Origin of the sequence: Streptomyces luteoverticillatus, from assembly GCF_003970715.1 — a bacterium.
GTDB classification, from domain to species: Bacteria; Actinomycetota; Actinomycetes; order Streptomycetales; family Streptomycetaceae; genus Streptomyces; species Streptomyces abikoensis.
On record NZ_CP034587.1, the window covers coordinates 7,164,513 to 7,177,467 of the forward strand.

General features: G+C 73.2%; 10 protein-coding genes. 8 read left to right on the forward strand and 2 right to left on the reverse strand.

Annotated elements, in window-relative coordinates:
• Window positions 1-244: 244 nt before the first annotated feature.
• Complete coding sequence (locus EKH77_RS31875) at window positions 245-811, forward strand: hypothetical protein (protein WP_126917642.1); 567 nt, start codon at window positions 245-247, stop codon at window positions 809-811.
• A gap of 15 nt (window positions 812-826) precedes the next feature.
• Here the strand turns inward: EKH77_RS31875 and EKH77_RS31880 are convergent, their stop codons facing one another.
• Window positions 827-1,249 carry a carboxymuconolactone decarboxylase family protein gene (locus EKH77_RS31880; protein ID WP_240667652.1) on the reverse strand — a complete coding sequence of 141 codons (423 nt, stop codon included), beginning with the start codon at window positions 1,247-1,249 and terminating at the stop codon, window positions 827-829.
• A gap of 258 nt (window positions 1,250-1,507) precedes the next feature.
• Window positions 1,508-2,398, reverse strand: coding sequence for a S41 family peptidase (locus EKH77_RS31885; protein WP_126917643.1), 891 nt, complete (start codon window positions 2,396-2,398; stop codon window positions 1,508-1,510).
• A gap of 109 nt (window positions 2,399-2,507) precedes the next feature.
• Here EKH77_RS31885 and EKH77_RS31890 point away from each other — a divergent pair, with 109 nt between their 5' ends.
• From EKH77_RS31890 to EKH77_RS31920, 7 genes are all read left to right on the forward strand, one after another.
• Window positions 2,508-3,215 carry an RraA family protein gene (locus tag EKH77_RS31890; RefSeq protein ID WP_126917644.1) on the forward strand — a complete coding sequence of 236 codons (708 nt, stop codon included), beginning with the start codon at window positions 2,508-2,510 and terminating at the stop codon, window positions 3,213-3,215.
• Window positions 3,216-3,371: 156 nt separating this feature from the next.
• Window positions 3,372-6,476 carry an AfsR/SARP family transcriptional regulator gene (locus EKH77_RS31895; RefSeq protein WP_126917645.1) on the forward strand — a complete coding sequence of 1,035 codons (3,105 nt, stop codon included), beginning with the start codon at window positions 3,372-3,374 and terminating at the stop codon, window positions 6,474-6,476.
• A gap of 129 nt (window positions 6,477-6,605) precedes the next feature.
• Window positions 6,606-7,625 carry an L-tyrosine/L-tryptophan isonitrile synthase family protein gene (locus EKH77_RS31900; RefSeq protein ID WP_240667653.1) on the forward strand — a complete coding sequence of 340 codons (1,020 nt, stop codon included), beginning with the start codon at window positions 6,606-6,608 and terminating at the stop codon, window positions 7,623-7,625.
• The gene (locus EKH77_RS31905) at window positions 7,622-8,542 is read left to right on the forward strand and encodes a TauD/TfdA dioxygenase family protein (protein WP_206279971.1); all 921 of its coding nucleotides are present in this window, start codon (window positions 7,622-7,624) and stop codon (window positions 8,540-8,542) included. The genes EKH77_RS31900 and EKH77_RS31905 overlap by 4 nt, the downstream gene beginning before the upstream one ends.
• Complete coding sequence (locus EKH77_RS31910; RefSeq protein WP_126917647.1) at window positions 8,539-10,053, forward strand: 4-hydroxyphenylacetate 3-hydroxylase family protein; 1,515 nt, start codon at window positions 8,539-8,541, stop codon at window positions 10,051-10,053. The genes EKH77_RS31905 and EKH77_RS31910 overlap by 4 nt, the downstream gene beginning before the upstream one ends.
• A gap of 59 nt (window positions 10,054-10,112) precedes the next feature.
• Window positions 10,113-11,981, forward strand: coding sequence for an asparagine synthase (glutamine-hydrolyzing) (asnB, locus tag EKH77_RS31915; protein ID WP_126917648.1), 1,869 nt, complete (start codon window positions 10,113-10,115; stop codon window positions 11,979-11,981).
• Complete coding sequence (locus EKH77_RS31920; protein WP_126917649.1) at window positions 11,981-12,955, forward strand: quinone oxidoreductase family protein; 975 nt, start codon at window positions 11,981-11,983, stop codon at window positions 12,953-12,955. The genes asnB and EKH77_RS31920 overlap by 1 nt, the downstream gene beginning before the upstream one ends.

Here is a 12,955-nt window from a genome sequence, read left to right on the forward strand (position 1 = left end):
AGAGTCCAGGGCATCCGTGCTGCGGAGTTCGGCAAGCCGGACCTCGTGAAGCACGTCAGAGGCGCCGGTCGGGCGGCATCGTGCGCCGGACGGGACCCGGGGCGTCGGCGAGTGCTCCCGTGCACGAGCGTAAGGAGCGTGGGGAGGGGCTCAAGCCCGCCGCGCCCGCGCAAGCGGAACGCGTCGTTGACGCGTACACACAACCCGCTGGAGACTGTGTGCCTCATCGCTCACGGGAGGCAACATGCGAGCACGCGTCCTTGCCGTCACCCTCGTCACGGCCGCTGTGGCGGCGGCCGCCACACAGGCCGCCGCGCAGCCGTCGAAACCGCTCCCGCGAACCCCGGCCGCCTGGTGCGCGTCCCAGGGCGGCGTCGCCGGCACGTACCGGCCGTTCTACGACGCCGGCGGCAGGCTCAGCCCGCTCGGCGGGCAGCGGGAGCTGTGCGAATTCACCGCCGCCGACACGTCCCGCATCACCGTGGCCGCCGACACCCTCGACGCCGACCTGCCCACCCTCGCCGCGCTCGCGTACGTCCGCAAGCCGGCGCTGCCGCAGCACCCGCAGGGCAACCCGTCCGCCGTCTACTGCGCGAACCTGGGCGGGACGACCCAGTTCGGCAACCACAAGAGCGACGTCGGCGGCTGGATCAAGGACGGCGAGCCCCGGGACAGCGACCATCTGCGCGACATGTGCCTCTTCGCCGACGGTTCCGCGATCAGCGCCTGGGGCCTGACCTACCACACGGGCGGCGTCATCCGCGGCGCCGACCTCGCCGGCAAGTTCCGCGCCACCATCCCCGCCGCCTGACCGCGCCGCCCCGGTCTACCGTCCCCCGACCGGCAGCAGACCGCGCTCGCCGAACACCTTCTTCGCCACGAACGTCGCGTTGAGCGCCTTGGGGAAACCGCAGTAGACGGCGGAGTGCAGCATCGCCTCGACGATCTCCTCGGGCGTCAGCCCCACGTTCAGCGAGGCGTTGACGTGCACCTCCAGCTGCGGCTCGCACCCGCCGAGCGCGGTCAGCATGCCGATGGTCACCAGCTGCCGGTCCCGGGGCGCCAGGCCCGGGCGGCTGTAGATGTCGCCGAAGCCCCAGGCCGCGACCTGGTGGCCCAGCTCCGGCGAGATGTCCGCGAGCGAGGAGACGACCCGTTCGCCGGCTTCGCCGTCGATGGTGGAGAGCACCCGCATCCCCCGCTCGAAACGGTCCTGGCGGGTCTCCGCGGTCATGTTCTCGGCAGTCATGTCGTGCTCCATCCAGCTCACAGTGTCGTTCCGGCCATCCGGCGACAAACAGAAAACTAGGAGTTGGAGCACACTCCAACGCAAGTCGGCTGCTCCCGCATGTCGCCGCCTTCGCTGCCGGGGACGGCATGAATCCTGCGGCCGGATGGCCGTGGCCGGTGCCATCGCGGCTGCGACACCCGGCACCGCCGAAGTTCCGGACCGGGAAGCCGTCCCCGTCCGGTCCTACGGCCTTGGCCCTGCCCGGTCGAACGCTGCTCAGCCGATCTGCTTACGCAGGTGCTCCAGCGCCGCTTTCAGCGCGTCCCCGGCCGCGACGGCCAGGTCGGGCTCGACACCGACGCCCTCCCAGTTGGTGCCGGTGACCGGGTTGATCGAGCGGGCGGCGGGAACGGTCACGGTCACGTGCGGGGTGACCGGAATACGGTCTGTGGGGTGGGCGCCACCGCGGGTGGTCCGGCCGACCAAGGTGGCGCGCCCCAGCGCCTTGAGGTTGTACGCCAGCTCCTCTCCGCCGGAGAAGGTGAGGTCGCTGGTCAGCAGGGTGACCGGGCGGTCCAGGTAGCGCGGTGCGGCGAGGTGCCCGAGGGTCCAGTACTGGCGGGTCGAGTCAGTGGCCCGCTCGTAGATGTCGTTCAGGTGTACCCCGTCGTCAGCGAAGAAGTAACTGCACCACAACTGCACGCCTTCCGGTGAGCCGCCCCGACACTGCCGCAGGTCGATGACCAGTGCCTCGGTGGGAGCGAGCAGTCGCATGGCGGCAGCGATCGCGGGACCGCCCAGGTCGGCGGGGGCGATCATGCGCAGGTCGAGGTAGCCGATGTTGTCGTCGAGTTGCTCCACCCGCCGGATGCCGTAGTTGCTCTCCCTTGCGTACCGCGCGAAACGGGCGCGAGCGACGTCCTTCGGCTCCTCGTCCATCGACTGCGGCTCCTCGGCCCACAACAGCCGCAAATGCTTGTCCGGGCAGACATTCTGGAGGTCGTCCGTGACTCGCTCGCACAGCTCCCGCACGTCCAGGTCCTGATACGCGCCTTCGTTCAGCCGGCGCCGGATCGCAGCGTCGATGGCAGCCGTCTTTTCGGGGAACACGTAACCGGCGGTGATCCGGGCCAGCGCGGTTTCGAGTATCTCGTGATGAGTCGTCATGCGCGCGATGGTAGGTCCGAGGCGAACGGGCGCCCAACGGATTCCCGTACGTGTCCCCGCCCCTAAACTGACCGTGACCTAGGTGGACATCGCGCATGGGGGAGACCGCATGGACCAGCACGAGCTTCGGAAGCGCTGCGCGTCACTGACCACGGCCCATCTGGCCGACGCGTGCGTGCGCGCCCGGGTCCCGGTGCGCTGCGGGCCCGCCGGGCTGAGCGCCGTGGTGCCCGGCGGCCGGCTGGCCGGCCGGGTGCTGCCCGCCCGGCACGTCGGCAGCGTCGACGTCTTCCTGGAGGCGTTCGAGAACGCCGCGCCCGGCGACGTCCTCGTGGTCGACAACGACGGCCGGCTCGACGAGGCGTGCGTCGGCGACCTCGCGGTGCTGGAGGCCCGGGGCGCCGGGCTGGAGGGCGTCGTGATCTGGGGGCTGCACCGCGACACCGCCGACATCCGGGCGATCGGGCTGCCCGTCTTCAGCCTCGGGGCGATCCCGGCCGGGCCCTTGCGCCTCGACGCCCGCCCCGGTGACGCGCTGGGCTCCGCCACGGTGGGGGAGTGGACGGTGAGCCGCCGGGACGTGGTCGTCGGTGACGACGACGGCGTGCTGTTCCTTCCGGCCGACCGCGCCGGAGAGCTCCTCGCGCTCGCGGAGAGCATCCGCGACACCGAGCGCCGCCAGGCCGAACGCATTCGCGCGGGCGTCTCCCTGCGCGACCAGGTGCGCTTCGACGCCTACCTCGCCCGGCGCCGGGAGGACCCGTCCCTGACGTTCCGTGACCATCTGCGGGCCGTGGGCGGGGCCATCGAGGAGTAGTCGAGGAGCAGCGGTCCCGGTCCGTACCGCCCCTGACCACGGCAAGTGGAACATCGTCCACCGCATTCACCCTAAGGTTGAAGGACTTACATTCGTTCGAGTCGCGAACGGCGGAGCGGTGACGCGCTGTGCCCTGCGGCCGGTGGAAGGGTGGCCATGCGGGTCGATGTTCCGCGCGTCGAGTTCAAGGTGCTGGGGCCGCTCGAGGCCGTCGCGGACGGCCGGGCCCTGCCGCTCGGCGGGCCGAAACAACGCACGCTGCTCGCTACGTTGCTGGTCAACGCCAACACCGCCGTGTCCGCGGACCGTCTGTGCGACGAGATCTGGGGGGAGAGCCCGCCCGCGTCCGCCCACGCCAACGTCCGCAGCTACGTCGCCGCCTTGCGCAGGGTGCTCGGTCCCGCCTCCGGCGAGGACCGGCTGAGCCTGGGCCACCGCGGCTACCAACTGCGCGTGGACCCCGACGAGCTGGACCTGTACCGGTTCGAGGACCTGGTCGCCCGGGGACGGGTCGCGCTGGCGGAGGGCGACCAGCGAAGAGCGGTCTGCAATCTGCGGGAGGCGCTCGCGCTGTGGCGCGGCCGCGCGTTCGACCGGGTGACGCACCACGAGGCCCTCCAGATCGAGGTGGCGCGCGTCGAGGAGGCCCGGCTGACCGCCTTCGAGGACTACGCCGAGACCCGGCTCGCCCTCGGCGAACACCGGGAACTCGTCGGCCAGTTGCTGGCGCAGGTGGAGCGCGACCCGCTGCGCGAGTCACTGTGGGCCAAGCTGATGGTGGCCCAGTACCGCTGCCACCGGCCGGGCGACGCGCTCAAGTCGTACGCCCTCGCCCGCGCCGCCCTCCGGGACGAGCTCGGCCTCGAACCCGGCGACGAGCTCCGGGGACTGCACCGCGCGGTGCTCACCAGGGACCCGGCGCTGGGCGACGCGCCCGGCCGGCCCGTCCAGCCGGTACGGCCCGTGGCCGTCTGGCGGCCGGACCCCCGGCTCCCCTCCGACATCGCCGACTTCACCGGGCGCGACCTGGTGATGTCCCGCGCCGCCGCGCTCCTCGAACTCGCCGCCGCGCGTCCTGTGGGCGCGCTCCCATCCGCCGGCCCGTCCGCCGGGCCGGCCCCGGCCGCGTCCGTGGTGGTCCTCACCGGCCCCCCGGGCGTCGGCAAGACCACCCTGGCCACCCGCCTCGCCCACCTGCTGCGGCACGCCTTCCCCGACGGCCAGCTGTTCCTCCACCTGGACGGCGCGCGCGGCCCCCGGCGCACGCCCGCCGCGCTCCTCGCGGAACTGCTGCGCCGCGCGGGCGTCCCCGGCTCGTCCGTGCCCAGGGCGACCGTGGACCGCGTCGCGATGTTCCGCTCCCTGGCGGCCGACCGGAAGGCGCTGGTCGTCCTCGACGACGTACGGGACGCGGACCAGATCCGCCCGCTGCTCACCGGCGCCCCCGAATGCGCCGTCCTCGCCACCAGCAGGAACCGGCTCGCCGGCCTCGACGGTGCCCACCTCATCGACATCGCCCCCTTCGACGACGAGGAGGCGGCCACCCTGTTGTGTCGCATCATCGGCACCCGGCGCCTCGCCGTGGAACCGGAGGCGACCGAACAGGTCCTGGCGGGCTGCGCCGGTCTGCCCCTGGCCCTGCGCGTCGCGGGCGCGGCCCTCGCGAGCCGCCCCCACTGGCGGGTGAGCTGCCTGGCCGACCGTCTCGCCGAGGCACGAGGGTGCCCCGAGGAGCACCGGCACCCGGCGGGAGAACTCACCGCCCACGTCTGGCTCGCCGCCACCTACCGCGATCTGCCGTCCGACGCCGCGCGGGCCTTCCGCGCCATCGGCATGCTCCCCTCACCCGAGTTCCCCGCCTGGGCCCTCACCGCCCTCCTGACCGCCCCGCCCGGCGACCGCCCCGCGGACCCCGACCCGCACCCCTCCCATGAGCCCGGCGCCGGGTCCGGCCGTACCACCGACGCCCTGCTCGCCGCGCTGCTCGAAGCGAACCTCGTACGCGTCGCCCGTGTCGACGGTCAGGGACGGCCCCGCTACCGCACCCACGAGCTGCTGCACGCCTACGCCGCCGAGCGCGCCCTCGCCGAGGAGAGCGAGGAATGGCGGCGGGCGGCCGTGGCACGGCTGCTCGACGACTGCCTCTGCCGCGTCCGCGCCGCCGCCGAGCGGCTCGTCCGGGCGGGTACCGGCGACGTCGCCGGTACCGGGCCCGGTACCGGCGAACCCCAGAGGGCCGCGACGGACGACCCGTTCGGCTGGCTGGAGAGCGAACGGCCCGGCCTGGTCACGGCCGTCGAGTTCGCCGCCGCCTCCGGCTACGGCGCGCAGACCGCCGAACTCGCCGCCGTCATGGAGGACATCTGCCACCAACGGAACTGGTGGGACGAGTGGGAGCGGGTCGCGGAGGCCGCGCTCGACCGGGCCACCGCCGACGGCGACCCCGTCGCCGCCGCCGTCGCCCAGGGCTCCCTGGCCAGGGCCCTGGCCGTACGGGGGCAGGTGGACGAGGCCGTGACCCGCTGGGCCCCGGCCATCGAACGCCTCGACGAGCTGGGCGAGGAGCACCACGCCGCCCGGCTGCGCACCCACCGCAGCTTCGCCGTCGCCGACCGGGGCATGGCCGCCCTCGCCCACGAGGACGCCGAGACGGCCGCCGCCGTCATGGAGCGCCTCGGCGACGCGCACGGCCGGGTCGTCGCCCTGCGCAGCCTGGGCTCCGCCCTGCTGTGCCGGCAGCGCGAGGCGGCGGCCATCGACGTCCTGGAACCGGCCCTGGAGGCGGCGGAGCGGCTGGGCCACCCGCTCGCGCTCGCCGACGTCCTCCAGATGCTGGCCCGGGCCGAGATCGGGCACGGCAGGTTCGGCCGCGCCGCCCGTCATCTCCACCGGGCCCTGGCCGGGTTCCGCATGGTGCGGCACCGCCCGGGCGAGGCGTACGCCCTGCTGACGCTGGGACAGATGCACGTCGGCCTCGGTCTCGACCAGGCGCCCCGCGCGCTTGGCCCGCTCGGCGAGGCGGCGTCCATCTTCGCCGAGCTCGGCGAACGCCGGGGCGCGGCCCTCACCGCGTACTGGCTGGGCCGCACCCACGCAGCCCTCGGGGACCCGGGCCGGGGCGCGGGCCACCTCGCCGAGGCCCTGGCCGGGTTCCGGGGCCTGCGCATGCCGTACTGGGCCGAGCGCGCCCGGCTGGAGATAGCCGCCGCGCGCACCGGCACCCCGGCACGCCCCCTCGCCCAGGGAACACCCTCGGCATAGCGCCCGGCCCCCTTCACCACGGCGCGGCGCGCGGGCCCGACAGGCCCGCGCGCCGCGCCGCGTGGTCCTTGTGCGTTTCTCATGCGCCCGCCCGGCACCGTGGGAGCCACGTCCACGAAGGGAGACGCGGTGTCCGATCCAGCCGCACCCGATATCGAACTGGCCGCCGTCGAAGTACTCCGGGAGGTCCTCGCCCACCAGCGCAGACCGCGCGACGGAGGCTGCGCCGGACGGGTCTGCCTCCGGTGTGTCAGACACCACCTGGACACGGTGCGCAGCGCCATGGAGAGCGGACGGCGCATCGACTTCGTCCTGCCGGCCTTCCCGACGAAGTCGCCCAACCCCGCCAAGGTCCTCGGGCCGCTGCCCGACCTCGCCGAGGAGCTCGCCCTGCGCTTCCTCGACGGGCTGTGCGAGCGTATCGCCGCCATCCACCCGCCCGGCGCCGCCATTCTGCTCTGTTCCGACGGCCGGGTCTTCAACGACCTGCTCGGCGTGAGCGACGAGGACGTCACCGGCTACGTCCGGGGCATCGACCGGATGATCAAGAGGATCGGCGCGACCCACCTCGAGCAGTTCACCCTCGACGACGTCTACAGCGGCGCCGGCCACGTCGACATGCGCGCCATGCTGTCCTCCGGCTACGCCCCCACCGTCGAGGAGCTGCGCGAGGAGGTCCGCGCCGGAGGCGCCCCGCTGGCCATGTACCGGGGCATCACCCGGTTCATGCTGGAGGACCTCTCCGGCCCCGGCTACACCGGCACCCGGTCCGCCCTTCAGCGGCACTGCCGCAAGCTCGCCTACGGCGTCATCCAGCGGAGCAAGGCGTGGGGCGACCTGCTGGGACAGCTCTTCCCCGCCGCCGTCCGGCTGTCCATCCACCCCCAGCCCTGCGCCACGGACAAGATCGGCATCCTCCTCGCCGACACCCCCGACGTCTGGCTGACGCCCTGGCACAGCGTCGCCGTCGAGACCGGCGGCCGCTACACGCTCATGAAGCGGGCCGAGGCCGAGGCGGCGGGCGCCGCGCTGGCGTACCGGGCGGGCCGCCCCAGCCACTACGTCCTGGAACCGGCGGCCGCCGGAACGGCCCCCGCCCCCGCCCCGGCCCCCGCGCACCGCGAGCCGTGGAACAGGGCCTGCGCGTGACCACCACCCCCACCCCCACCCCCACTCCGCCCGAGGAGACCACCGTGACCGATGAGCACGGACCACTCACAGGCCCGCTCCACGACGGCCGCTACGCCGTGACGGCGATCGCCCCCTTCGGCGTGGCGATCCAGGCACCGGAACCCGGCGCCCACGTCCGCGACCTCGCCATCGACCCCCTGCGCGCGCTGGTGCGCGAACACGGCGTCCTCCTGCTGCGCGGCTTCGACACCTTCGGCACGCCCGAGAAGCTCTCCGCGTACTGCGAGCGCTGGGGCGAGCCGAGCGTCTGGCCCTTCGGCACCGTCCTGGAACTGGTCGAGAAGGAGCGGCCCGAGGACCACATCTTCGACTCCAGCTACATGCCGATGCACTGGGACGGCATGTACCGCGAGCAGATACCCGAGTTCCAGATATTCCAGTGCGTGCACGCGCCCGGCGCGGGCAACGGCGGCGAGACCACGTTCTCCGACACCGCCGCCGTGCTGCGGAACACCGACCCCGCGATCGTCGAGCAGTGGTCCCGGGTCACCGGCACCTACCAGCGCAAGATGGAGTTCTACGACAGCGTCACCGTCTCGCCGCTCGTCACCACCCACCCCCACAGCGGCACCCCCGTCATCCGCTACAACGAGCCCACGGCCACCGACGACGCCGGCTTCGTCAACCACCCCGACCTCCGCTTCACGGGCCTGCCCGAGGAGGACATCGCCGAGGCGCACCGCACCCTGCGCGCCGCCCTGTACGACCCCGCGCACCTCTACGCCCACAGCTGGCACACCGGTGACCTGGTCGTCACCGACAACTACTCGCTGCTGCACGGCCGGAACGCCTTCACCAGCGGCGCCCCCCGCCATCTGCGCCGCGTCCAGGTGCTCGGCACCCCGGCGCTGGACAACCCGGGGCTGGTGCGATGACCACCCACGACACCCTCATGACGGGCGACGAGTACCTGGAGAGCCTCCGCGACGGCCGCCAGGTCTATTTGGACGGCGAACGCGTCAAGGACGTCACCCGCCACCCCGCCTTCCGCAACTCCGCCCTGTCGGTGGCCCGGCTCTACGACGCCCTCCACGACCCGGCCACCGCCGACGTCCTCACCGGCGTCGATACGGCCACGGGCATCCGCACCCACAAGTTCTTCAGGCCCAGCCGCTCGGCCGCCGAGCTCGTCGAGGCCCGCGAGGCCATCGCCACCTGGGCGCGGATGAGCTACGGCTTCCTCGGCCGCACCCCCGAGTACAAGGCGTCCTTCATGGCCGGCCTCGGCGTCAACGCCGACTACTACGGCCCGTACGCGGCCAACGCCACCGCCTGGTACGAGGAATTCGCCCGCAAGGCCCTCTACCTCAACCACGTCATCATCAACCCGCCGGTCGACCGCAAGCGCGCCATCCACGACATGGAGGACGTCTACGTCCGCGCCGTGCGCGAGACGGACGCCGGAGTGGTCGTCAGCGGCGCGAAGATGCTGGCCACGGGCTCGGCGATCACCAATGCCGGGTTCGTCGCCCCCGTGGGCTCGGCCGCCCTCGTCCCGGGCAAGGCGGAGCCGTTCGCGCTGGTCTTCTTCGTCCGGATGGACAACCCCGGCGTGAAGCTCGTCAGCCGCACCCCCTACGCCAAGGCCGGGACGAGCCCGTTCGACGCCCCGCTCAGCAGCCGCTTCGACGAGAACGACGCCGTGCTCCTCCTCGACGAGGCGCTGATCCCTTGGGAGGACGTCCTCGTATACCGCGACATCGAGCGCGCCACCGGTTTCTACGCCACCTCCGGCTTCCCCAACCTCTACAACTTCCAGTCCGGGATCCGGCTGAGCGTCAAGCTGGAGCTGATGGCCGGGCTGCTCTCCCGGGGCACCAGGGCGAACGGCACCGACGCCTTCCGGGGCGTGCAGGCCGCCGTCGGCGAGATCGTCACCATGCGCGACATGGTGTGGGCGCTCACCTCCGCCATGGCGTACGACCCCGAGCCCGGCAGCGGCGGCACGGTCGTGCCCCGGCTGGAGCACGCCTCCGCGATGCGGATGTACAACGCCCAGATCTGGGACCGCGTCCACGAGCTCTTCGAGACCACCCTCGGCGGTGCGCCGCTGGCCGTGCCCTCCAGCGCCCGCGACCTCGCCAACCCCGAACTGCGGCCGCTCATCGACCGCTTCTACCGGGGCTCGGACACCAGCGCCGAGGACCGGATCAAGCTCCTCAAGCTGGTCTGGGACGCGATCGGCACCGAGTTCGGCGGCCGCCACGAGCTCTACGAGCGCAACTACTCGGGCAACGGCGAGCAGGTCCGGCTGGACGCGCTGCGCTGGGCCGGCAAGCGCGGCAGCCTCGCCCGCTACGAGGCCCTCGTCCAGGACTGCCTGGACGACTACGACACCGACGGCTGGCGCCGGGGGCCCTGGCAGGACCTGACCCACACCGACTGAGCGCCCCACCGACCGCCGACTGCCGACCGCCGACCGCCACCGAGAAACGGAGACACCACATGTGCGGCATCACCGGGTGGGTCGACTTCACCCGCGACCTCACCGCCGAGCACACCACCGTCACGGCCATGACCCGCACCCTGGCCGCCCGGGGACCCGACGCCGAGGGCGTCTGGCTGGACACCCACGCCGCCCTGGGCCACCGCCGCCTGGCCGTCATCGACCTGGAGCACGGCGCCCAGCCGATGCGCACCCCCGAGCGCGGCCCCGGCGACCGGCCCCGCGCCGTCGTCTCCTACGGCGGCGAGATCTACAACTTCCGGGAGCTGCGCGAGGAACTCGTCCTCCTCGGCCACCGGTTCACCACCCGCGGCGACACGGAGGTGGCGCTGCGCGCCTACCTCCAGTGGGGTGCGGACTTCGTCCACCGCCTCAACGGCATGTACTCGATCGCCATCTGGGACACCGCCCGCGAGGAACTGCTGCTCGTCCGCGACCGCCTCGGCGTCAAGCCGCTCTTCTACTACCCGACGGACGGCGGCGTCCTCTTCGGCTCCGAGCCCAAGGCGATCCTCGCCAATCCCCTGGCCGAGGCCGCCGCCGGGCCCGAGGAGCTGTGCGACGCGCTGCTGTTCCTGCGCACCCCCGGCCGGGTGCCCTTCCGGGGGATGCGCGAGGTCAAGCCGGGCCACCTGGTGCGCGTCGGCCGCTCCGGGATCACCGAGGAGCGCTACTGGGCCCTTACGGCCCGCCCCCACACCGACGACCTGCGGACGACCGTCGCCACCGTCCGCGAGCTTCTCGACGACATCGTCCCCCGGCAGATGGTCGCCGACGTGCCGCTGGTCTCGCTGCTGTCGGGAGGGCTGGACTCCAGCACCGTCACCGCGCTGGCCGCCCGGACCCGGGCCGCCGACGGGGAACGCCTGGCCACGTTCTCCGTGGACTTCACCGGCCACACCGAGAACTTCCGGGCCGACGCCATCCGCCCCACCCCCGACGGCCCCTACGCCCTGGAGGTCGCCCGGCACGTCGGCAGCGACCACCACATGATCACCCTGGACCGGGCGCGGCTCCTCGACCCGGCCGTCCGCAAGGCCGTCCTCGGCGCGTGGGACCTGCCGTTCAACTTCGCGGACCTCGACGTCTCCCTCCACCTGCTCTTCGCCGCCGTCCGCGAGCACGCGACCGTGGCCCTGTCGGGGGAGGGCGCCGACGAGGTCTTCGGCGGCTACCTGTGGTTCTCCGACCCGGAGGCGAGAGCGGCCGGCACCTTCCCCTGGCTCAAGCTGGGCGCCCACCGCGGCCTCGACCCCCGGTCGCTGTTCCACCCGTGGTTCGTGGACGGCATCGACCTCGCCGAGTACGAGGCCGACCTGTACCGCACCGCCCTGGCCGAGGTCCCGCGCCTTGCGGGGGAGAGCGCCGAGGAGCGGCGCACCCGCGAGCTCGGCTACGTCACCCTCACCCGCTGGCTGCCCATCCTGCTCGACAAGAAGGACCGCATGGGCATGGCCGTCGGCCTGGAGGGCCGGGTGCCGTTCTGCGACCACCGCCTGGTCGAGTACGTCTTCAACGTCCCCTGGGAGATGAAGACCTTCAGCGGCGAGGAGAAGGCCCTGCTGCGCGCGGCCGCCGACGGCCTGCTGCCCGAGTCGGTGCTCCGCCGCAAGAAGGCCGCCTACCCCTCGATCCAGGACCCCGCCTACGACCGCGCCCTCATCACCGGCCTCACCAAGGCGGCGGACGACGGCGGGGCGCCGCTGCGCCCCTACCTGGACGCCGGCGCGGTGGAGCGCCTCACCGGCAGGACCGCCACCGGCAGCCTCTCCGAGTTCGAGCGCATCCTCGTCGAATCCACCGTCCGGATGGACGACTGGCTGCGCACCTACGACGTCACGCTGACCGATGTGAAGGGAACGCACTGATGCACGCCATCGAGATCCGGGAGACCGGGGGACCGGAGGTCCAGCTCTACGTCGAGAAGCCCGATCCCGGGCGACCCGGCGAGGGCCAGATCCTCGTCGAGCTCGCCGCCGCCGGCGTCAACTTCATCGACCTCTACCGGCGTGAGGGCCGCTATCCGCTGCCCGTGCCCTGCGTGCCCGGCGAGGAGGGCTCCGGCGTCGTCCTCGCCGTCGGCCCCGGCGTCACCCGCTTCGCGCCCGGCGACCGGGTCGCCTGGACGACCGTGCTCGGCAGCTACGCCGAGCGGGTCCTGGTGCCCGAGGACAAGGCCATCGTGGTACCCGACGCCATCGACCTGCCGACCGCCGGCGGTGTCCTCGTCCACGGCATGACCGCCCACTTCCTCGCCCACGACTCCTACCCGGCCCGCGCGGGCGAGACCGTGCTCGTCCACGCCGCCGCCGGGGGAGTGGGCATGCTGCTCACCCAGATGCTGGGGCGGCGCGGCGTCCGCGTCATCGGCACCGTCTCCACCGGGGAGAAGGAGCGGATCGCCCGCGCCAACGGCGCCGACGAGGTCGTCCGCTACACGGAGACCGACGACCTGGCCGCCGAGGTCCGCGCGCTCACCGGCGGGGAGGGCGTCCACGCGGTCTACGACGGAGTCGGCGCCGCCACCTTCGAGGCGAGCCTCGCCTCGCTGCGCGTGCGCGGCACGCTGGTCCTCTTCGGGGGCGCGAGCGGCGCGGTGCCGCCCGTCGACGTGATGCGGCTGCTGTGGGGTGGCTCGCTGACCCTGACCCGGCCCTATCTGGAGCACTTCCGGGCCACCGTCGAGGAGTTCGAACGGCGGGCGAACGCCGTGTTCCGGGGCATCGCCGACGGCACGCTCAGGTTCACCGTCGCCGGGACGTACCCCCTCGCCGAGGCGCACCGGGCGCACACCGACCTGGCCTCCCGCGCCACCTCCGGAAAGCTCCTCCTCGTCCCGTGA

Bases quoted from the DNA above. Each gene is read 5' to 3' on its own strand.
- EKH77_RS31885 (WP_126917643.1), bottom strand. From the start codon at position 2,398: ATGACGACTCATCACGAGATACTCGAAACCGCGCTGGCCCGGATCACC.
- EKH77_RS31920 (WP_126917649.1), top strand. From the start codon at position 11,981: ATGCACGCCATCGAGATCCGGGAGACCGGGGGACCGGAGGTCCAGCTC.
- EKH77_RS31890 (WP_126917644.1), top strand. From the start codon at position 2,508: ATGGACCAGCACGAGCTTCGGAAGCGCTGCGCGTCACTGACCACGGCC.
- EKH77_RS31895 (WP_126917645.1), top strand. From the start codon at position 3,372: ATGCGGGTCGATGTTCCGCGCGTCGAGTTCAAGGTGCTGGGGCCGCTC.
- EKH77_RS31910 (WP_126917647.1), top strand. From the start codon at position 8,539: ATGACCACCCACGACACCCTCATGACGGGCGACGAGTACCTGGAGAGC.
- EKH77_RS31880 (WP_240667652.1), bottom strand. From the start codon at position 1,249: ATGACTGCCGAGAACATGACCGCGGAGACCCGCCAGGACCGTTTCGAG.
- asnB (WP_126917648.1), top strand. From the start codon at position 10,113: ATGTGCGGCATCACCGGGTGGGTCGACTTCACCCGCGACCTCACCGCC.
- EKH77_RS31875 (WP_126917642.1), top strand. From the start codon at position 245: ATGCGAGCACGCGTCCTTGCCGTCACCCTCGTCACGGCCGCTGTGGCG.